The organism is Bartonella sp. HY761 (assembly GCF_026743145.1).
Taxonomy (GTDB): Bacteria; Pseudomonadota; Alphaproteobacteria; order Rhizobiales; family Rhizobiaceae; genus HY038.
On sequence record NZ_CP104887.1, the window covers coordinates 257,161 to 278,191 of the forward strand.

At 41.1% G+C, this 21,031-nt stretch carries 20 protein-coding genes and 1 pseudogene; 16 read left to right on the forward strand and 5 right to left on the reverse strand.

The genetic code is table 11. From position 1 onward, the window contains the following. The first annotated feature begins 356 nt into the window (after positions 1 to 356). The 8 genes and pseudogenes from N6A79_RS00960 (at position 357) to dut (ending at position 6,299) form a co-directional block, all read left to right on the forward strand. Positions 357 to 1,541, forward strand: coding sequence for a Re/Si-specific NAD(P)(+) transhydrogenase subunit alpha (locus N6A79_RS00960; protein WP_268546626.1), 1,185 nt, complete (start codon positions 357 to 359; stop codon positions 1,539 to 1,541). Positions 1,542 to 1,651: 110 nt separating this feature from the next. Then, positions 1,652 to 1,948 (forward strand): annotated as a pseudogene (locus tag N6A79_RS00965) (proton-translocating transhydrogenase family protein); the annotation flags it as partial. Positions 1,949 to 1,958: 10 nt separating this feature from the next. Beyond that, the gene (locus N6A79_RS00970; protein ID WP_268546627.1) at positions 1,959 to 3,365 is read left to right on the forward strand and encodes an NAD(P)(+) transhydrogenase (Re/Si-specific) subunit beta; all 1,407 of its coding nucleotides are present in this window, start codon (positions 1,959 to 1,961) and stop codon (positions 3,363 to 3,365) included. 207 nt (positions 3,366 to 3,572) lie between these two features. Next, positions 3,573 to 4,235 carry a hypothetical protein gene (locus N6A79_RS00975; protein WP_268546629.1) on the forward strand — a complete coding sequence of 221 codons (663 nt, stop codon included), beginning with the start codon at positions 3,573 to 3,575 and terminating at the stop codon, positions 4,233 to 4,235. Next, positions 4,235 to 4,732 carry a hypothetical protein gene (locus tag N6A79_RS00980; protein WP_268546630.1) on the forward strand — a complete coding sequence of 166 codons (498 nt, stop codon included), beginning with the start codon at positions 4,235 to 4,237 and terminating at the stop codon, positions 4,730 to 4,732. The genes N6A79_RS00975 and N6A79_RS00980 overlap by 1 nt, the downstream gene beginning before the upstream one ends. Beyond that, complete coding sequence (locus N6A79_RS00985) at positions 4,732 to 5,205, forward strand: hypothetical protein (RefSeq protein ID WP_268546631.1); 474 nt, start codon at positions 4,732 to 4,734, stop codon at positions 5,203 to 5,205. The genes N6A79_RS00980 and N6A79_RS00985 overlap by 1 nt, the downstream gene beginning before the upstream one ends. A 133-nt stretch (positions 5,206 to 5,338) precedes the next feature. Beyond that, positions 5,339 to 5,650, forward strand: coding sequence for a hypothetical protein (locus N6A79_RS00990; RefSeq protein ID WP_268546633.1), 312 nt, complete (start codon positions 5,339 to 5,341; stop codon positions 5,648 to 5,650). A gap of 181 nt (positions 5,651 to 5,831) precedes the next feature. Next, entirely contained in the window at positions 5,832 to 6,299 is a 468-nt protein-coding gene (gene dut, locus N6A79_RS00995; RefSeq protein ID WP_442784240.1) for a dUTP diphosphatase, read from the forward strand. A 73-nt stretch (positions 6,300 to 6,372) separates the two neighbouring features. Here the strand turns inward: dut and secB are convergent, their stop codons facing one another. After that, positions 6,373 to 6,852, reverse strand: a complete 480-nt coding sequence (secB, locus tag N6A79_RS01000) for a protein-export chaperone SecB (protein WP_182418487.1) — start codon at positions 6,850 to 6,852, stop codon at positions 6,373 to 6,375. Positions 6,853 to 6,972: 120 nt separating this feature from the next. Then, positions 6,973 to 7,500, reverse strand: coding sequence for an FxsA family protein (locus N6A79_RS01005; RefSeq protein WP_182418488.1), 528 nt, complete (start codon positions 7,498 to 7,500; stop codon positions 6,973 to 6,975). 520 nt (positions 7,501 to 8,020) lie between these two features. On the opposite strand from N6A79_RS01005, the gene ugpB reads away from it, so the two are divergent. From ugpB to N6A79_RS01030, 5 genes are all read left to right on the forward strand, one after another. Further along, on the forward strand, positions 8,021 to 9,346 hold the full coding sequence (gene ugpB, locus N6A79_RS01010; protein ID WP_268546634.1) for a sn-glycerol-3-phosphate ABC transporter substrate-binding protein UgpB: 1,326 nt from the start codon (positions 8,021 to 8,023) through the stop codon (positions 9,344 to 9,346). Positions 9,347 to 9,450: 104 nt separating this feature from the next. Further along, positions 9,451 to 10,335, forward strand: coding sequence for a sn-glycerol-3-phosphate ABC transporter permease UgpA (gene ugpA, locus N6A79_RS01015; RefSeq protein WP_268546635.1), 885 nt, complete (start codon positions 9,451 to 9,453; stop codon positions 10,333 to 10,335). Between the two features lie 11 nt (positions 10,336 to 10,346). Further along, positions 10,347 to 11,198: a sn-glycerol-3-phosphate ABC transporter permease UgpE gene (gene ugpE, locus N6A79_RS01020; protein ID WP_182418491.1), complete on the forward strand. Its 852-nt coding sequence runs from the start codon at positions 10,347 to 10,349 to the stop codon at positions 11,196 to 11,198. A gap of 1 nt (position 11,199) precedes the next feature. Continuing rightward, positions 11,200 to 12,243, forward strand: a complete 1,044-nt coding sequence (ugpC, locus tag N6A79_RS01025) for a sn-glycerol-3-phosphate ABC transporter ATP-binding protein UgpC (protein WP_268546637.1) — start codon at positions 11,200 to 11,202, stop codon at positions 12,241 to 12,243. A 377-nt stretch (positions 12,244 to 12,620) separates the two neighbouring features. Then, on the forward strand, positions 12,621 to 13,727 hold the full coding sequence (locus N6A79_RS01030) for a substrate-binding domain-containing protein (RefSeq protein WP_268546639.1): 1,107 nt from the start codon (positions 12,621 to 12,623) through the stop codon (positions 13,725 to 13,727). Positions 13,728 to 13,855: 128 nt separating this feature from the next. On the opposite strand, the gene zapE is transcribed toward N6A79_RS01030, so the two are convergent. The 3 genes from zapE to N6A79_RS01045 all read right to left on the reverse strand — a co-directional run bounded on the left by zapE (position 13,856) and on the right by N6A79_RS01045 (position 15,898). Continuing rightward, on the reverse strand, positions 13,856 to 15,022 hold the full coding sequence (zapE, locus tag N6A79_RS01035; protein ID WP_268546640.1) for a cell division protein ZapE: 1,167 nt from the start codon (positions 15,020 to 15,022) through the stop codon (positions 13,856 to 13,858). 227 nt (positions 15,023 to 15,249) lie between these two features. Beyond that, the gene (locus N6A79_RS01040) at positions 15,250 to 15,612 is read right to left on the reverse strand and encodes a cell division protein ZapA (RefSeq protein ID WP_268546641.1); all 363 of its coding nucleotides are present in this window, start codon (positions 15,610 to 15,612) and stop codon (positions 15,250 to 15,252) included. Between the two features lie 13 nt (positions 15,613 to 15,625). Further along, on the reverse strand, positions 15,626 to 15,898 hold the full coding sequence (locus tag N6A79_RS01045) for a DUF4164 domain-containing protein (RefSeq protein WP_182418497.1): 273 nt from the start codon (positions 15,896 to 15,898) through the stop codon (positions 15,626 to 15,628). 456 nt (positions 15,899 to 16,354) lie between these two features. On the opposite strand from N6A79_RS01045, the gene tkt reads away from it, so the two are divergent. From tkt to N6A79_RS01060, 3 genes are all read left to right on the forward strand, one after another. After that, positions 16,355 to 18,337: a transketolase gene (gene tkt / locus N6A79_RS01050; protein ID WP_268546642.1), complete on the forward strand. Its 1,983-nt coding sequence runs from the start codon at positions 16,355 to 16,357 to the stop codon at positions 18,335 to 18,337. A 286-nt stretch (positions 18,338 to 18,623) separates the two neighbouring features. After that, positions 18,624 to 19,631, forward strand: a complete 1,008-nt coding sequence (gap, locus tag N6A79_RS01055) for a type I glyceraldehyde-3-phosphate dehydrogenase (RefSeq protein WP_182418499.1) — start codon at positions 18,624 to 18,626, stop codon at positions 19,629 to 19,631. Positions 19,632 to 19,787: 156 nt separating this feature from the next. Further along, positions 19,788 to 20,978, forward strand: a complete 1,191-nt coding sequence (locus N6A79_RS01060) for a phosphoglycerate kinase (RefSeq protein WP_268546644.1) — start codon at positions 19,788 to 19,790, stop codon at positions 20,976 to 20,978. Positions 20,979 to 21,031 lie beyond the last annotated feature (53 nt).

Consider the following 21,031-nt stretch of genomic DNA (forward strand, 5'->3'; position numbering starts at 1 on the left):
TTTTGCAAAGAGTAAATAGTTAATTAAAAAATCAACAAGATTTATAAAATATTTCACCACTTTTTGGGCTAAAATTTTTATTAATTCTAATATCTTGTGCAGATTCAAACAGAGTTCTGGGCAATTCTAAAGGCTGAAAAAAATAGCGAATAGATCAAAATATCTAAACATAAAAAATAATTATATTAAGTAATTAATTTTTTTTGCCTCATAAGGTTAAAATAGCATTGCAATCACGTTGATAATGGTGCTGTTATGGGGCAACAAAAATGTGTCAAAAAAATACATTGTATCACCTTATTTAGGTGAAGCATTTTTTAATGCTTTGGTTGGTTCTAGTTAAAAGGAGAGATGACTTGGGCGAGATAATCTTCGTTGCCAAAGAAACGGCAGAGGGGGAGCCGCGTGTTGCTGCGTCTCCTGAAACAGTAAAAAAATATATAAGTCTTGGTTATAACGTGCTTGTTGAAAAATCAGCTGGTGATCGCTCACGCATTCCAGATAGCGAATATGAATCAGCAGGCGCTACCCTTGCAAGCGCAAGTCAGGCAAAAAATGCCGATATTATTTTAAAGGTTCGCCGGCCTAATGAAAAAGAATTGTCATCCTATAAAAAAGGCGCGGTGCTCATTGCCATGCTTGACCCCTATGGTCATGAAGGTGATGTGGCAGCGCTTGCCAAAGCTGGCATTAGTGCGTTTACAATGGAATTTATGCCGCGCATTACCCGTGCTCAGGTGATGGACGTACTTTCTTCCCAGGCTAATCTTGCCGGCTATCAAGCGGTGATTGATGCAGCTAGCACCTATGATCGTGCCATGCCAATGATGATGACTGCCGCAGGTACTGTGCCGGCTGCTAAATTATTTGTCATGGGCGCAGGCGTTGCCGGCTTGCAAGCTATTGCGACAGCTCGTCGTCTTGGAGCTGTGGTAACTGCCAATGATGTGCGTCCCGCCGCCAAAGAGCAAGTGGCATCACTTGGCGCAAAGTTCATCGCCGTTGAAGATGATGAATTTCGTGCCGCTGAAACATCTGGTGGTTATGCTAAGGAAATGTCCAGCGAATATCAGGCAAAACAAGCAGCTCTTACCCAAGATCATATTGCCAAGCAAGATATTGTTATTACAACGGCGCTTATTCCAGGCCGTCCTGCACCACGTTTAATTACCAAAGACATGCTTAAAACCATGCGTCCTGGCTCGGTTGTTGTTGATCTTGCGGTTGAGCGCGGCGGTAATGTTGAAGGTGCGGTTGCCAATCAAGTGGTGGATGTTGAAGGAGTTCAAGTTGTAGGCTACACCAATATGCCAGGCCGTATTGCTGCCACAGCGTCTCAACTTTATGCGCGCAATCTTTTTGCTTTCCTTGAAAGCATGACAAATAAGGAAGCTAAAGAGTTAAAGATCAATCTAGATGATGAATTGGTAAAGGCAACTTTACTTACTCATGATGGGGCGATACTTCATCAGGCTTTCGCCCATGTAGAAATTGAAGAAAAACCAGCTGCCAAAAAGGCCGCCAAGAAAGGGGCTGAATGATGGAGACCACTGCTATTGAAAATATAATTCAAAGCCTTGATCAAGCTAAAAACAGTTTAGAACAGATTGCTGCAAATCAGAGCGAAACCATTATAACTATCACCCAAACAACAACGGGTGGCTCTATGGATTTTGTTTACCAATTGGCTGTTTTCTTTTTGGCTATTTTTGTTGGTTATTATGTTGTTTGGTCGGTTACGCCCGCGCTTCATACGCCGCTTATGGCGGTTACCAATGCTATTTCATCGGTTATTGTGGTTGGTGCACTTTTAGCTGTGGGTTGGTCTGCTTCTGGTATGGCGACAGCCTTTGGTTTTATTGCTCTTATCCTTGCCAGTATTAATATTGTTGGTGGGTTTTTAGTGACACAGCGCATGCTTGCCATGTATAAGAAAAAAGAAAAGTGAGGCTTAAATAATGAGTGTTCAATTTGCTGCCTTCCTTTATTTGGTGTCAGGCATTCTATTCATCATGGCCTTGCGCGGTCTATCGCATCCAACCACCAGCCGTAAAGGTAATATTTATGGCATGGTTGGTATGGGCATTGCCATTGTTACAACCCTATTATTAACCACTCCCGGATTTTTGGGTATAACCCTTATTATTGCAGGTCTTGGTATTGGCGGCGTGATTGGCGCTAGAATTGCAGATCGCATTGCAATGACCTCCATGCCACAATTGGTCGCGGCTTTCCACTCCTTGGTCGGGCTTGCAGCTGTTATGGTAGCTGCTGCCGCGCTTTATTCACCTAGTTCGTTTAATATTGGCGATGTTGGCTCAATTCATGGCCGCGCGTTGGTTGAAATGGCGATTGGTGTTGCTATTGGTGCTGTGACGTTTACCGGTTCTATCATTGCATTCTTGAAGCTTGATGGCCGCATGTCTGGTAAGCCAATTTTATTGCCAGCCCGTCATCTTATCAATATTGCCCTTGGCGTTGCTATTCTTGTTCTCATCATTGTTTTGGTGGCGAGCGAAAGTCATTTTGTTTTCTGGCTTATTGTTATTTTGGCATTGGTTATCGGTGTTACCATGATTGTGCCAATCGGCGGGGCTGATATGCCTGTGGTTGTGTCAATGCTTAATTCCTATTCCGGTTGGGCTGCAGCCGGTATTGGTTTTACTTTGCAAAATATGGCGCTTATTATTACTGGTGCGCTGGTTGGCTCATCTGGTGCAATTTTAAGCTATATTATGTGTAAAGGCATGAACCGCTCATTCATTTCTGTGATTTTGGGCGGCTTTGGTGGTGAAACAACTGCTGCTTCTAGTGGTGGTTCTACTGAACAACGCCCGGTTAAGCAGGGGTCTGCCGATGATGCTGCCTTTGTGATGAAGAATGCTGCTAAAGTTATTATCGTTCCAGGCTATGGTATGGCGGTTGCACAAGCACAGCATGCCTTGCGTGAAATGGCTGATAAGTTAAAGGCAGAAGGCGTTGAAGTTAAATATGCCATTCACCCAGTTGCTGGCCGTATGCCCGGCCATATGAATGTGCTATTGGCTGAAGCAAATGTGCCATATGATGAAGTTTTCGAGCTTGAGGATATTAATTCAGAATTTCCAACCGCTGATGTGGCCTTTGTTATTGGTGCAAATGACGTTACCAATCCAGCAGCCAAAACTGATCCAACCTCACCAATTTACGGTATGCCTATTCTTGATGTTGATAAGGCAGGAACAGTGCTATTCTTGAAACGTGGTATGGGTTCTGGCTATGCTGGGGTTGAAAATGAACTTTTCTTCCGTGACAATACAATGATGTTGTTTGGTGATGCCAAGAAGATGGTTGAAGCAATTGTTAAATCGCTTGATGCTGACTAGTCTTAAGGCTTATTAAGGCAAATATTAACGGTGATAAGATTATTAATCTTATCGCCGTTTTTTATTGCGATTTATTATAAATATACCAAATTGCAAAGAACTTACATATTATAAAAAATAATTTAATGTATTTCCATTTGTTGTTTACATTTTTCTAAAAGTATAATTTATTCTATTTTGAAAATATTTAAAATAATCAAATGGTGGATGATGAAAAAAGCTCTTTCAGTTATTTTGGCAGCGGGCCTATTGGCTAGTTTATCAACAATTACATCAACAATCGTAGTGGCTGCGCCAATACCAGATGCGGCAATTCAATCTGCCCATCAAGTACCACCACCCGTGGCAAAAAATGATGCTGATTTTGATAAGGCATTATTGGATGATGTGGATGGTGTATCGCTACAGCTTTATACGCGCATTACTTATAATGGGTTTTATAAAAAAATTCCCCTTGATAGTGATGATGCGTTAAAGGCTGAATATAATATTACCAAAGCGCAGTTTGATAAGGCCAACGAAGTTTTTAGCAAGCGTATGCAGGATGATAAAAGTTTTAAATTCATCAACCTTTTTGGTGCCTATTTCTGGGATCAAGCTGGCGCTGGCGGCAAAAACAGCGAGTTTGCCAAGGATTATGTCCAATCGGTTTTAAATGATGGTCCTCTTTACCTTGATCCCCCGATGACAATGACTGAATATAGCGATCTTATGCGTTATTATGGCAATAAAATTGCTTTTGAACCTGATATGGGTGAGCTAGCCGCATCTGACCGCGTGCTAAAGGATAAGGGCTACACTTTTGAGGAGTTACAGATTATTGGCGCGTGGCTTGGGCGTGCTACTACGCTAGGCATGGGTATTCGGTAATGGTAATAAAATGGAACCGTCTATTGATACTGGCAATTTTAAGCTATCTTTTGTCAACCTTTCAGGTCATGGCGCAAGGTGCTCCCAATTATGTGCCAGGAACCCGCCTTGAAGGCGAGTATCAATCTTTTGGTAAATGGCAATTTATCGTTACCAGCCTTACGCGTGATGAAACATCTATTCATCCACAAACAAATACGGTTGAGGTCTGTCTAAAAAAGGGTATGGATCAAGCGGCAATTCCGTTTACGCCCAAGCCTTTAAAGGGTCGCTGCGTTCTTCGTGGCAATCGATTTGCTGCAGATAATATTGACATTAATTATATTTGTGATGAAGGACAAGATATTTATAGCCACCTAAGTTTCAGCCTAGATCATAAAGGAGATGGCATTTATGAGGGGCCACTCAATTATGGAGTTGCGCCGCAAGATTTAGCTTATCAACTTCATTCCGTTGCCTATGTTACAGCAAAACGTATGAGTGATTGTGAGGACTGATGTTGCGTATATTATCTGTTATTTTATTGGTCATATTTTCATTTATGCCAATCGCTTATGGAGCTAGTGGTTTGCTTGATACAGATCGGCTCATAGAAGGCAAAGCCCGCGATACGATTGCTGAAACCTTTACCCCCGGCCTTTACAGTATCACTTGGTTTGAACCGATGCTAACGCCCAATTTAACAATTGAGAAAAGAGAGTTAAATCGTTGCTATAGCGCAGAAGACGCTAAAAATGGCGTGAATATTGCGCTGCCGCCAGCCCAACAAGCATCTTGCAAAAGCCGTACAACGATGGTGCATGATGACATTGTGTTTGATACCGATTGCACCAATAAGGCCTTTCAACAATTACGTGTAATGGAGTGCGGACACCGCCTTTGCGGTACTTATCGTTATTCAGACAAGGATGATGATCGCATTTATGAGGCAACTGTTTTTATTGATAAAGTGTCGGAAGATTGTCCTTGATTTAACAAATTTTGTATTTTTGCGACATTGGATGAAATGAGGATTGTGTTATTTATCTAATGTTGCATTCATAGTAATGTTCACCAGAAAATCTGGTTTGCTAATTAAATGTCGGTTTTAGAAAGGTTTTTTTATGGATAATTCAACTCTTAAGCCATGGGAATTAGTGAAAGATCACGCATATTACATTAAGGTGCTTGTCAATATGGGTATGTCCGAAGATGGCGCAATCGTTCGATTTGGAACGGTAGGCGAAGGTGTTCATCCTAATTATCAGATAGCATTTGCTAACGGCGAGCAAGTCGACTATCGCGGTGATAATCATAAGGATAAATCAAAGGAGCCGAAATATAATCCTGCAAATTTATCGCGTATTTATGACAATCAGGGCGTTCAGGATCTTTTATTTGAATGCATTAAACGCCAAGTAGAAAAAGAGAAATAATTAGTTTTAAACGTGCGAATGATGGGCGTTTCTCGCAAAATTAAGATACGATAATTTTTATAGATGAGAGCGTTGCGATAGGCATAGACATTTCTTGCCTTTTGTTTAACCAAAGGGCAATATTTTTCATTTATAAAATTGAAAAATTTACTCAAATATTGATTATTTCCTTGAAGGATTGATGATGTCTGCTCACCTCCCTAAACTTGGTATTATCCGTCTTGATCATAGCAATGGTTTGGATCTACCTGCCTATGAAACGGCAGGTGCGGCGGGAATGGATCTACGTGCTGCGCTCCCAAAAGACCGTCAGATTATTTTAAACCCAGGCCGGCGCATTTTGGTGCCAACTGGTTTGATTTTTGAAATTCCATTGGGTTATGAAGTGCAGATCAGACCACGCTCTGGTCTTGCTTTAAAGCATGGCATAACCTGCCTTAATACGCCTGGTACTATTGATAGCGATTATCGTGGTGAAATTCAGGTGCTGTTGATTAATTTAGGTGAAGAAGAATTTAGAATCACCCGTGCTATGCGCATTGCACAAGCGGTAATTGCGCCTGTTGTGCAGTTACAGTGCGAAGAGCGCCAAGAAGTTTCGCAAACAGAGCGCGGCGAAAAAGGCTTTGGCTCAACTGGACATCATTAGGGCACTAGCTAATTTTAAAGTAAATTAAAAAAATGCCTCAAATTTTCATTTGAGGCATTTTGCATTTTAAAGATTAGTTTGTTTGCACTTGTTGACGTGCATTTTCTTCAGCCATGCGCTGTTGGAAAATTGCTGCAAAGTCAATTGGGTCAATCATCAATGGTGGGAAGCCGCCACTGCGAGTAATACCAGCAATGATTTCACGCGCAAATGGGAAAAGCAAACGTGGGCATTCAATGAAAACAACCGGCATTACATGTTCTTGCGGGAAGTTTTGCACGCGGAACACGCCGCCATAAACGAGTTCAATATTGAACATAACGTCTTTTTCATCGCCTGCACGTGCATTTAATGAAAGCACGACGTCATACATGTCATCGCCCATTTCATTGGCGTTAACATTTACAGCAATATTGATTGGCGGAGCATTATCACGCAAGCGCAATGAATTTGGCGCATTTGGACTTTCAAAAGAAAAATCGCGGATATATTGCGTTAAAATATTAAGACTAGGTGCAGTTGCACCATTATTGTTTGCATCTGTTTCAGACATAAACACTACCTTCTTTTAAAGGCGAACAACGGCCCGCCAGCGTTGGAATATATTATTCGCTATCACGTAAGTACAATTATGGCAAGAAAAGCTGGAAATAGTTTTACGTTTTTTTTAGGATTATCGCAAGTTATCATCGTTTTTAGTGTCACTTATGTATTTAATGTCACGCTTTTCATCATTTTCACTGCGATAATCATTACTATCAAGATCAATGATTATTTCGCCATCCTCTGTCGATGAATAACCGCGACGATTACTTGTTTGATGGTCTGCGTAATATTTTGTGCTAAGTTTGGTGTGGTTCTTCATGAATTTTAGCAATTTTTCTTGCACAAAAGGAATGAGCAAAATAATTGCCAAAATATCCGTTACAAAGCCCGGAATAAAAAGCAAAATACCGGCAATAAAGGTCATTAAACCTTTAACCATGTGTTGGTCTGGATTTCTTCCTGCTGCAAGCTCTATTTGAACTTGCGTTATCATATCGCGGCCTGATTTTGCGATCAGTGATCCCCCAATTACCATTCCCAAAAACAATAGTAATAATGTCCAAAGTACGCCGACTTGTCTTCCAACAACTATAATGCTTGCAACTTCAATAAAAAAAGCTGCAAAAAATACAAATCCAAATAAACGCAGCTTCATTAGTAATGCCTTTTAATCAACAGCGCAGTGGCCTCTAAACTTAACAAAATTATAGCTAGCTAAGATTTTACAATCTATCTTATAAAATAAAAGCTAATACCCGCTTAAATTACCAGCGGCTGAAGTTTTAATATAATTATTAAATATATAATTTAAAGTGCAGCTTTGCCTTTTGATGCTTACCGATTGAGGGATGGGTAATGTTTATATAATCTAATGGTTGGATATTTGCATTTGGCAGTGATGTTATCGGTATTTAAGGCAGTGCCAACTGCGTTAACCCTTTTCGATATTTCAATAGCTAAAGATTTGTATTTTCTTAAAAATATTGCTACAAATTTTTTGTTGAATAAAAGTTGCAGTTTGAGGAAACAGTTCAACTTGGAGGAGCCATTTTTTAATTCAACAAAATGTAATAAATTTGCAATAAGCAAGCGGTAACTCCAAGAGATTGAATGAGCCAAAATACATGGCTGGTCATATTTTTTATGAGAATTTGGATCTAACTTTGGAGTAGGTTATGGGTTTTTCGGTTAAATTTGGTATTGCCGCAATTGTATCAGCGCTTTCAATGAGTACTGCATTTGCGCAAACAGAAATTACTTTTTGGCATTCAATGAGTGGTCAGCTCGGGCAGGAAGTTGAAAGCCTTGCCAATGATTTTAATAAAAGCCAGACAGAATATAAGGTAGTGCCATCTTTTCGCGGTGAATATGAAGAAAGCATGATTGCAACGATTGCTGCCTTTCGTGCTAAGCAACAGCCAGTACTCGTGCAAATTTACGAAGTAGGCACTGGCACGATGATGGCAGCTAAGGGCGCTGTTTATCCCGTATATAAATTGATGGAAGAAACCAAAGAGGCTTTTGATCCATCTGCTTATCTGCCTGTTGTTAGTGGCTATTATACCGATACTGACGGCAAAATGCTGTCTATGCCGTTTAATTCTTCAACACCTATCCTTTATTATAATAAAGACGTTTTCAAAAAGGCTGGACTTGATCCGGAAAAAGCACCAACAACTTGGGAAGACATTGAAGCTTTTTCTAAGAAAATTCTTGATTCAAAGGCAGCAAGTTGTGGTTTTACCATGACTTATGCTGCTCATTGGATTGGACTTGAGAATTTCTCGGCCTTGCATAATGTTCCTTATGGCACCAAAGAAAATGGCTTTGGTGGATTAGATGCAACTTTAACTTTTAATGGTGACTTGCAAGAGCGCCTATGGAAAGACCTGAAAAAATGGTCGGATAATGGCACTTTCCGTTATGGCGGTCCTGCTGGCGCTCTTGATTCTGCACCAATGTTTGTTGCACAAAATTGTGCCATGTTTATGCAATCATCGGGTTCGCGCGGCGGTATTGTCAAGCAAGCTAAGTTCGATGTGGGCTTTGGCATGTTGCCTTATTATGCTGATGTAAAAGGCGCTCCGCAAAACTCGATCATTGGTGGTGCATCGCTTTGGGTATTGCAAGGACATAAGGATGAGCAATATAAGGGCGCAGCCAAATTTTTAAATTTCTTGTCCTTGCCAGAAAATCAAGCGCGTTGGCACCAAAATACCGGCTATTTGCCAATTACCAAAGCAGCTTATGAGCTGAGCAAAAGCCAAGGTTTTTATGAAAAAAATCCCGGCACTGAAATAGCTATCAAGCAAATTAATTTAAATCCACCGACAGAAAATTCAAAAGGCGTGCGTTTTGGTAATATGCCACAAATTCGCTCTATCCTTGATCAGGAATTAGAAGCTGTCCTTAATGGGTCAAAGCAACCAAAGGCAGCGCTTGACGAGGCCGTTTCACGCGGCAATCAAATATTGCGTGAGTTTGAAGCTGCTAATCAATAGCTAGTAAGCGCATTTTAAAGTCGAGGAAATGGCCATTTAAGGGCATTTCCTCTTTCATTTTTTTAGGCTGATTGGCCATAATTAAAATTTGGAAAAAAAGCACTATGCAAGAAAAACGGGTCTATTTTAAAAACAATACGCTGCCCTATTGGCTATTGGCACCGCAATTAGCGGTAACGTTTTTCTTCTTTTTATGGCCGGCTGCACAAGGTATAATTTCATCTTTCCAGCGTGAAGATCCATTTGGCTTTAAAACTGTATTTGTCGGCTTTGATAATTATATTCGCATTTTTTCAAGCCCTGCCTATTTCCATGCCATTTATGTGACTGTTATTTTTGCCGTATCGGTGACGGTACTTTCCATGGGAATATCGCTATTGCTTGCTGTTGCCGCCGATCGGGTTATTAAAGCAAAATCATTTTATACGACAATGCTCTTATGGCCTTATGCGGTTGCGCCGATCATTGCGGGTGTTTTGTGGTTGTTTCTTTTCCATCCTACCATTGGCACAATACCCTATTTATTACATTTTATTGATGTTAATTGGAACCATCGTGTAAATGGAACTCAAGCGATGATATTGATCATTATCGCTGCAAGTTGGAAGCAAATTTCTTATAATTTTTTGTTTTTTCTTGCCGGCTTGCAATCCATACCAAAATCTCAAATTGAAGCTGCTGCAATTGACGGGGCAGGGCCAATAAAACGTTTTTGGACTATTGTCTTTCCACAATTATCGCCAACAACTTTTTTCCTTTTAATTATTAATATAAATTATGTGATGTTTGATACTTTTGCAATTATCGATGGCACCACTCAAGGCGGACCGGCACAGGCAACCAATACCCTTGTCTATAAGGTTTTTGATGATGGTTATAAAAATCAAATGATCGGCGTTTCTGCCGCGCAATCAACCATTTTGATGATTTTAGTTATTGCGCTTACTATTTTCCAATTCCGCTTTGTTGAGCGGCGTGTGCAGTATTAAGGAGTTCCATCATGGTAGAAAATCGCCCTTTTATGGTGTTCCTTACTTATTTTATCCTCATTGTAGGTATCATTATTACCTGCTTTCCTGTTTATATCGCCATCATTGCGTCAACCCATGGTTCTGATGCGTTTTCTACTGGCACATTACCGCTTTTGCCCGGTGGTCATGCTATTGAAAATTATACATTGGTGCTTGGCGATGGCATGGCAAAAATGGGCCTACCAGCGGTGGCACCGCTATTAACGAATTCATTTATTATGGCAATGGGAATTTCAATTGGTAAAATTGCGATTTCGATCATTTCCGCCTATGCTATCGTCTATATGCGTTTTCCATTTCGTAAAACCGCTTTTGCATTGATTTTTGTGACTTTGATGCTGCCAGTTGAGGTGCGTATTGTGCCCACATTTAAAGTGGTTGCCGATTTGGGGCTGATTAATTCTTATGCGGGTATGATTATTCCGCTGATCGCTTCGGCTACAGCTACCTTTTTATTCAGACAGTTCTTTTTAACGGTACCCGATGAATTATTGGAAGCGGCGCGAATTGATGGGGCAGGACCATTTAAATTCTTTAAGGATATTTTATTGCCGCTAAGCCGGGTTAATTTGGCGGCATTATTTATTATTCAGTTTGTTTATGGTTGGGTGCAATATTTATGGCCGCTTATTGTCACTACTGACGCTAAATATCAAACAATTTTGGTGGTGATGCGCCAGCTTTTTGTGGAATCGGTACAATATGACCCCAAATGGAATATTTTAATGGCAGTTGCAGTGCTTGCCATGTTGCCGCCTATTATAGTGATTGTGTCGATGCAACGCTTATTTGTTAAAGGCCTGATTGAAACGGAGAAATGAGATGGCTTCGATAAAGCTTTCTAACATAAAAAAACAATATGATAATGGCATTACCGTGATTGAAGGACTTAACCTATCGGTTAATGATGGTGAGTTAGTGGTTTTGGTTGGACCCTCTGGTTGTGGCAAATCCACCCTATTGCGCATGGTGGCAGGTCTTGAGCAAATTAGCGGTGGTGAATTACATATTGGTGACAAGCTGGTTAATAATATCGAGCCAGCCGAGCGTGATATTGCGATGGTTTTTCAAAATTACGCGCTTTATCCGCATATGAGTGTGCGCGGTAATCTTGAATATGGTCTAAAAAATCGCAAAACGCCAAAGGATGAGCGTGATAGACGCATCATGGAAGCCGCCAAGATGCTTGAAATTGAACCGTTTTTAGATCGTAAACCACGGCAATTATCGGGTGGTCAGCGTCAACGTGTGGCGATGGGGCGCGCCATTGTGCGCAAACCTAAATTATTTCTTTTTGATGAACCATTATCTAATCTTGATGCTAAATTGCGCGGTCAAATGCGCGTAGAGATTAAGACCTTGCAAAGGCGTTTAAAAACTACGAGCCTTTATGTAACCCATGATCAGTTGGAAGCTATGACCTTGGCGGATAAATTGGTGGTGATGAATAAGGGTAAAATTGAGCAAATGGGCTTGCCAGTTGATATTTATGATAAGCCTAAAACCTTATTTGTGGCTAGTTTTATCGGTTCGCCGCAGATGAATTTTTTAGAACGGTCAGCGTTAAGCGCCATTGGTGGAGATGGCATGGTGTTTGGTAAAGAGGCCGATTATATTGGCTTTAGACCGGGCGCTGTATTATTGGGTGAGCCCCGTCAAGATTGCCTCAATTTTAATGCTAAAATTTTGCTGGTAGAATTAATCGGTGCAGGTTGTCAAATTCTGGTTGAGTGGCAAGGGCAACAATTAACCATTGAATTGCCGGATCGTTTACAGCAAAATAATGAAGGGAATTTACAGTTTTCTGTGCCGCTCAAAGATCTTCACCCCTTTAATAAGCAAAGCGGTTTGCGGGTGGAGGATTAGGGGTAGAACCTATTAATTAAAAGAAACAAGCACATTAAACAGCAAAAATATATTCATTTTAAATTCAAAGGGGGGAAGCGAAAAGTGGGTGGTATACCCATTTGAGCTTTCTGATGTAGTAGATTACAGCTGTTTTTGTGTCCTTTCAGGATATGTTAAATTTTTGCGATAACTTTGTCGAAGAGCCTTGATAATATTTATATTTCTCGGCGGCTCTTTTCGCATTTAATCTTTGGGTTCTCACAAAAATTTTCACCATCATTTCGTTTAAATTAATAGGCCCTGACCATAAGTCCCATAAATATTGCTTTCTAACATTAATCTTATGATGAATATTATTCGAGTATTAAATTTATTGTATTTAGCGGGAGTATAAAATGCGGCATTATTTATTATTCATATTATTTATTCTATTATTAAGTGGTAATTTTGCAAATGCGGGAACCGAAAATAAAAAAATTGCTTTGTTCAACATATATGCAGGTGACGCTTGGCATCAGGCCATGCTTGAAAGTTTTACAAAAACTACAAATGAAGCGATTAAAAGTGGTATCATTGCAAAGGCCAATGTTTTTACAGTGCTTGCGGATAAAAAAGGTGAGCAAAAGGCGAAATTTCGGGATATTATTGCACAAGGTTATGATGCTATCATTATTGATGCGACCTCGCCTAGTTTTTTAAGTAAACCCGCCTCTTTGAGTGAATTAGTCACAGAAGCTTGTGCTGCTCATATAATTATTGTTTTTTTTGGTGCTACAATCAGTGAACCATGTGCATGGCAAGTTGTTTCTGATTTTGATGAAATTGGAGAGAAGCGTGTTGAATATTTTCGACAACACTTTTCTAATCACTTTAATTTTGTGTTTGTAACTGCTCCGCTCAATGATCCTATTGCCGAAGAAATTGAAAACGGTAGCATAGGTGGATTATCGAGATTTGTTCATTTTAAACCGGTAGCATCTGTCTTAGCAAGGCAAGGTGAAGGTGAGACGCAAAAAGCAGTTAGTAATATTTTAACGGACTTGCCATCTATTGACGCTGCACTTGTTTCGGGGGATTATGGCTATGATGTTGCACAAGCCTTTCTTACAGCAAAACGGCCACTACCAATTATCGTTATGTCGGGCAATCAAAATGAATTACAATTGTGGCAAGAGCAGCATAAACTCAATGGTTATAAAACAATTTCTATAAGTGCACCACCGGCGATTGTTGATGCAGCATTTTGGCTGGCTCAACATATTCAAGATGGTAAAAGCGCCGATAAGAAACGTTTATTTATTCCATATCTTAAAATTACCAGTGATGAATTGGACAATGTGTTAAAAACTATTCCAAAGGGTGGGGTTGCGAGTGGATCTTTTAGCCGTCAAGAAACAGTTGAAATTATTGATGATGCAAATTCTTATGAAAAAGCCAAATGTTTTATGACGCGCACGTTTAGTAAAACACGAATGCGTAGTCTTTATCGGTATTGTGATTAAATTAGAAATCTTGCAAATGAGCGCAATCAAAAAATAGTGTCTCGTCTATTTTCCATAAATCAAGCGCGTGTAAAGCCATGATGGATCCTTATCAAGATAGGGCGAGGGAATATAACAGGACAGTCATTTTACTCTGCTTCATTCTTTTGCTTCTTCCTCGGGTCGCCCTCTGCCCATTCGCGCAAATATTCTTCACTTTGCATTTCAAAGAGGCGTGATGCGGTGCGCTCAAACTCGAATGTTTCAGTTGTATTAGAACGTCCTTTATAAAGCTTGTCAGCCGTAGCCGCCGCTGAGATAAAAAGCCGCGCATGATGGTCATACAGCGTATCAATAAATAAAATAAAGCGCTTGGTTTCATTACGGCGCGTATCATCAAGTATTGGTACATTATCCATGAAAAATGTGCGATATTGTGCTGCAAGCGCCATATAGTCAAAGGCAGCAAGGGGCTTTGAACAAAGATCGAAAAATTCAAATCTTGCGCAATCCTTGGTCGCTTTGGGTATTTCCACCAAGTGGCCACGTACTGATATTTCGGTCGCCTCTGCTTTTTCAACACCGATGACATTTTGCCAAGCCGCATCCATTAATTTTTGCGCTTCATTGCCTAGTGGCGAAACATAAACTGGCTCACGGCCATTTTTTTCAAGGCGATAATCAGTTGGCGCATCAAGATTATAAACCTCGACTTGTTTTTTTAAAATTGCGATAAATGGCACAAATAATTGCCGATTTAAGCCATTGCGGTAAAGATTATCTGGCGCAACGTTTGAAGTTGCAATAAGGGTTACGCCCTTATCAAAAAGTGCAGTGAATAGGCGCCCTAAAATCATTGCATCGGCAATGTCGGTTACGGTAAATTCGTCAAAGCACAAGATATGAGCTTCTTTTGCCAAAGCATCAGCCACCACAGGAATTGGATCGTTTTGTTTGGTTTCACCACGATTTAAAGCTTGGCGATGTTGGTTGATGCGGTCATGGACATCATTCATAAAGTCATTAAAATGGGCGCGTCTTTTATCACCTTGGGGCAAGCAGGAAAAAAATAAATCCATAAGCATGGTTTTACCGCGCCCAACTTCACCATAAATGTAAAGACCTTGAATGGGTTCTTGTGCGGCTTTGCGTTTGCCAAATAGCCAACCAAGTGGACTTGATTTGCGAGAAAGATTTTTTTCGCGCAAACGATCAATCAACTTATCAAATTCAGCCACCAACTTGACTTGCGCAGGATCTTCATTAATTTCCCCAGATGCAATAAGTGCCTTATAGCGATGACTAACCAAATCCATAAAATTCGACTCCACTAAGCTATTTTTGCTCACTTTAATTAACGCATTATGCGTTTTATTGTGTCAATCTATATATGAGCTAAAAAAACGTCTAAAGGCAAGTGTTTATAAGGTTTTTTGTTGCAAATGGTAAACATTCGCATCTCCTCAGTAGCTTTTTTAAAATAGTCAAAACTGGTTTTAGCACAAAATGCCTTTGTTAATTGTTATGAGCTGTCGTTTAAAACCTACTTTGTTGGCGCAATCCGCACGGCAAGACCTTCAATGCGCTTGGCAGCTTCATCAATAAGTGTGATAAAAGCTTGTTCCTGCTGCGAAATATTGGAAGAGGTGTTTTCTTGCTCAGCAGTGAGCTGGGCATTCTGGTCTTCTAAATATTCGACACGCTTTTCAATTTCAGTCATTTCATCCATGACCATAATACCCGCCATGACCGATAGGCGATGATCGCCAATTTCACCAAATGATGATTTTAAATGGCTAATATAGCGATCAAGTCGGGCAGCTAAGCCCGCTAAATGTTCCTCTTGTCCCTCATCGCATGCCATACGATAGGTTTTGCCATCAATTGTGACCATCACTGTTGCCATGGTTTTAACTTTCCTATCGCTCGATAACTGCTCTAATGGTCTCCATTGCCGTGATCAGGCGGCGGGACACTTCCTTATTGGCTTGTTCAAGGCGCTCGCCGCGCGATTCAGCCCTGTCGAGTTCTTGCGCCAAGCGCGAGCGGTCGGCATTTAGCCGTTGCACTTCTTCCTCAAATTCTTGCATGTCGCTTTGTGCTTCAATACGAGCCTCGACGGCATTTTCAAGCATGTTAAGGGCACGCGACATATGCTCAAGCGCCTGTTCTAACGATGTATTGACTGCCATTGGCTTTTATACCCTATCTATTAAAGCATATGGATAAAAATCCATCTACCCTTTATTCTCGCTTTTATCACAATGTAATTTAAGTGATTTGCCCAATTTAAAATCACCTAAAGTTCTTTCATAATCGAATCATGCAAATTACGAAAGATGTTAATTTATTTTATTCCACTTATCTTTCAAATTGTCCGATATAATAATGGACTTTCATTGATTGTAGACGTTTTCTTATGAGTTTGGCATGAGTTTTTAAAACCGGCAATTGTGTTTTGCCAAAGGTTTAAAATAATTATTGAACGAAAGTTATAGGAGCAAATAATACACAAACTGTTATTGAAATAAGGTATATTTGTCGTTAATGTTGACTTAACCGCCCTAAGTGATATTTGTGGTTAAGTCTTTTTAAAAGGCGTGTTTACACCCATCCCGTCAATGCCAGATTAAGCGAAAAATAAGCTCATGACAAATTCAGAGAAACAAAACCAGATGGCCAATGCCATCCGCTTTCTTTCCATCGATGCCGTACAAAAAGCCAATTCTGGCCATCCCGGCCTACCAATGGGTGCGGCTGATATTGCCACCGTGCTTTATACCCAATTTATGTCACATGATCCTAAAAAACCTCATTGGCCTAATCGCGATCGCTTTGTGCTTTCAGCCGGACACGGCTCTATGTTGCTCTATTCATTGCTTTATCTAACTGGCTATGAAGATATTTCTATTGAAGAAATTAAAAATTTCCGTCAATTGGGCGCTCGCACCGCTGGGCATCCTGAATATGGTCACGCTGCTGGTATTGAAACAACAACCGGCCCATTAGGTCAAGGTATTGCCAACGCCGTTGGCATGGCCCTTGGTGAACGTTTGATGAATGCGCGTTTTGGTGATCTTGTTGACCACTACACTTTTGCATTAGCAGGCGATGGCTGTTTGATGGAAGGTATTTCGCAAGAAGCAATTGCCCTTGCCGGTCATTTAAAGCTCAACAAGCTTATTTTACTATGGGACGATAATAATATTACCATTGATGGTAATGTAAATGTTGCTGACAATACTGATCAATTAGCGCGTTTTGCAGCTGTTGGTTGGGATACATTCTATGTTGATGGTCATGATCAACAAGCAATTGCTGATGCTATTGCAAAAGCTAAACAATCCGATAAGCCAAGCTTTATTGCTTGCAAAACTACCATTGGTTTTGGCTCGCCTCATATGGCCGGCACCAATAAGGTGCATGGTTCACCCCTTGGCGCAGAAGAAATTGCAGCAACTCGCAAAGCGCTTAATTGGACGGCTGAACCGTTTATTGTGCCTGAAGATGTTTTGGATAGTTGGCGCTTGTCAGGTCTTAACTCGGCAAAGAAACACGTTGAGTGGACCAAGAAATATGAAGCGCTTGACGCCAATACTCGTGCAGAATTTGACCGTTTGATGCGTGGTGACTTGCCAGGCAATTTTGATGCGGCAATTGATGCTTATAAGCAAAAGCTAGCCAATGATCAGCCTAAGGTTGCAACGCGTAAAGCGTCTGAAATGGCATTGGAAGTCATTAATGGTGTTGTGAATGAAACCATTGGTGGTTCGGCTGATTTAACGGGTTCAAACAATACTAAGACCAGCCAGACCAAAAGCATTACACCCGATGATTTTTCTGGCCGTTATATGCATTATGGCGTGCGTGAACATGCAATGGGCGCAATCATGAATGGTTTGGCACTATATGGTGGTATCATTCCTTATTCAGGCACATTCTTGTGCTTTGCCGATTATGCGCGCCCTGCAATGCGTTTATCATCACTTATGGGTATCCGCGTTATCTATGTGATGACCCATGATTCCATTGGTCTTGGTGAAGATGGTCCAACCCATCAGCCAGTTGAGCATCTTGCTTCCTTGCGCGCTATTCCAAATCATTTGGTTTTCCGCCCTGCTGATGTGACTGAAACGGTTGAATGCTGGCAATTAGCATTAAAATCCCACAAAGCTCCATCAACTATCGCTCTTACTCGTCAAAATTTGCCAAGTTTACGGAAAGAGTTTGATAGCGACAACCTTTGTGGTCTTGGGGCCTATGAGTTGGTAACTGCAAGCGATGAAGCAAAAGTTACCATTTTTGCCAGCGGTTCGGAAGTTGAAGTTGCGGTTAATGCCCGTGATATTCTCGAAAAGCAGGGTATTGCAACCCGCGTTGTGTCGGTGCCATGTTTTGAATTGTTCGAGCAACAATCACCATCCTATCGCAAGGCTTTGATTGGTTCAGCGCCGGTTAAAATTGCAGTTGAAGCGGCTATTCGCCAAGGTTGGGATAGCTTCATTGGCAATGATGGTATCTTTATTGGTATGCATGGCTTTGGTGCCAGTGGTCCAATTGAAGAACTCTATCCGCATTTTGGCATTACCAGCGATGCTGTTGTTGCTGCTGCAAAAGAAAAGCTTCAATAATTTCATCAAGCCGGCGGTTTTTTCCGCCGGCTTTTTTCTTATCCTTTATTAAAAGATATATTTTTTCAAGAGTAGGTATAAATATTTGTTGCTAAAAAGAAATCGTCATTAATTGGCAAAGATTGGGCGTTAAGTTTAGATCATGCGTTCCAATGCCACAGATTAATATGGGATTATCGCTTTTAAAATTACCTTTTTTTGTATAAAATCACTATCGTATAAGTTCACTTGGTATAGGCTTTAAAAGCCATATATTTAAATTATGCCAATAATCAGGAGAATACCCATGGCAGTACGTGTAGCTATTAATGGATTTGGCCGTATCGGACGCAATGTTTTGCGCGCAATTATCGAAAGCGGTCGTACCGACATCGAAGTTGTTGCCATTAATGATCTAGGTCCAGTTGAAACAAATGCCCATCTTCTCCGTTACGATTCTGTGCATGGTCGTTTTCCTGGTACCGTGACTGTTGCCGGCGATACAATTGATGCTGGTCGTGGCCCAATCAAGGTTTATGCCGTTCGTGACCCAAAAGAACTGCCTTGGGCTGAAAACAATGTTGATATCGCCCTTGAATGCACTGGTATTTTCACTGCACGCGATAAGGCTGCTATGCATCTTGAAGCTGGAGCAAAGCGCGTTCTTGTTTCGGCTCCTGCTGATGGTGCTGATCTTACGGTTGTTTATGGTGTAAACCATGATAAGCTAACAGCAGATCATAAGGTGGTTTCTAATGCATCTTGCACCACCAATTGCTTGGCACCTGTTGCTAAAGTGTTGAATGATGCAATTGGCATTGAAAAAGGTTTTATGACCACTATCCATTCTTATACGGGTGATCAGCCAACCTTGGACACAATGCATAAGGATCTTTATCGCGCTCGTGCGGCTGCCTTGTCAATGATCCCAACCTCAACTGGTGCTGCTAAGGCTGTTGGTCTTGTATTGCCTGAACTTAAAGGTTTACTTGATGGCGTTGCTATTCGCGTACCAACCCCTAATGTTTCTGTAGTGGACCTTACTTTCATTGCTAAACGTGCGACATCAGTTGAAGAAATCAATGATCTTATCCGTAATGCAGCCAATGGCCAGCTTAAAGGTATTTTAGGCTTTACTGATGAAAAATTGGTAAGCCATGATTTCAATCATGATCCACATTCTTCAGTGTTCCACACCGATCAGACCAAGGTAATGGAAGGTACAATGTGCCGTATTCTTACTTGGTATGATAATGAATGGGGCTTCTCAAACCGTATGAGTGATACAGCTGTTGCTTTGGCAAAGACCATTTAATGCTGATGCGCTTATCCTTTAAGATTAGCGCGTGAATATTATAACGCCATGCATTTTCAGCTGGAAAATGTGTGGCGTTTTGTTTTTTAAAGTGTTTTAGGGCGGCGTGCCCAAGCTATTTAATGCATTTGACTAAATGCAATGAGGAGAAGATAAGTGGCATTTAAAACTTTAGATGATGTTGATGTAAAATCAAAACGCGTTCTCTTGCGTGTCGATTTGAATGTACCTGTAAGTGATGGCAAGGTAAGTGATGTTACCCGTATTGAGCGGGTTAAACGCACGATAACCGAACTATCTGACCATGGTGCGAAAGTGATTTTGCTTGCTCATTTTGGTCGTCCCAAAGGTAAAGTCGTTGCTGAAGATTCCTTGAAGCAGATTATTTCTGCCGTTGAAGGTGTTTTAGGACAAAAAGTTGCTTTTGCAGATGATTGCATTGGCGAGCAAGCTAAAAAAGCCGTGGATGCAATGAAAGATGGCGATGTTCTTTTGCTTGAAAATACCCGCTTTCATGCCGGTGAAGAAAAAAACGATCCTGAATTTGTTAAAGCTTTGGCAGCTAATGGCGATATTTACGTCAATGATGCGTTTTCCGCCGCTCACCGTGCCCATGCTTCCACTGAAGGTCTTGCCCATGTCTTGCCAGCCTATGCGGGCCGCGCAATGCAGGGCGAATTGGAAGCCTTGGAAAAAGGTTTGGGGCAACCTAAAAAGCCAGTTGTCGCAATTGTTGGTGGAGCCAAGGTTTCAACCAAGATTGACCTTTTGAATAATCTTATTGATAAGGTTGATGCGTTGGTTATTGGCGGCGGTATGGCTAATACATTTTTGGCAGCCCAAGGCTATAGCGTCGCAAAATCTCTTTGCGAACATGAACTTAGTGATACGGCGCGTGCTATTATGGTTAAGGCCGAAAAGCAAAATTGTGCGATTATTCTACCGATTGATGCGGTTGTTGCAAGTCGGTTTGAAGCTAATGCTGACCATCATAATTACGGCATTGATGCAATACCAGCAGGCGGCATGATTTTGGATGCTGGCGATAATTCAATTGAGCGTATCAATGCAGTTATTGATGAAGCTTCCACCGTGGTGTGGAATGGCCCACTTGGTGCGTTTGAATTAACGCCTTTTGATCATGCAACCGTTGAAGTTGCAAAACGCGTTGCCGAGCGTACGAAACTAGGCAAGCTTGTTTCGGTGGCGGGCGGCGGCGATACAGTGTCAGCACTTAATCATGCTGGCGTTGCTGATAAGTTTACCTATATTTCAACCGCTGGCGGAGCTTTCCTTGAATGGATGGAAGGCAAGCCGCTTCCAGGTGTTATTGCGCTAGAAAAATAAAGATTAAACACCAAGGCAATGCTCGTTACCAAGTTTTTTGGTATCTAGGCATT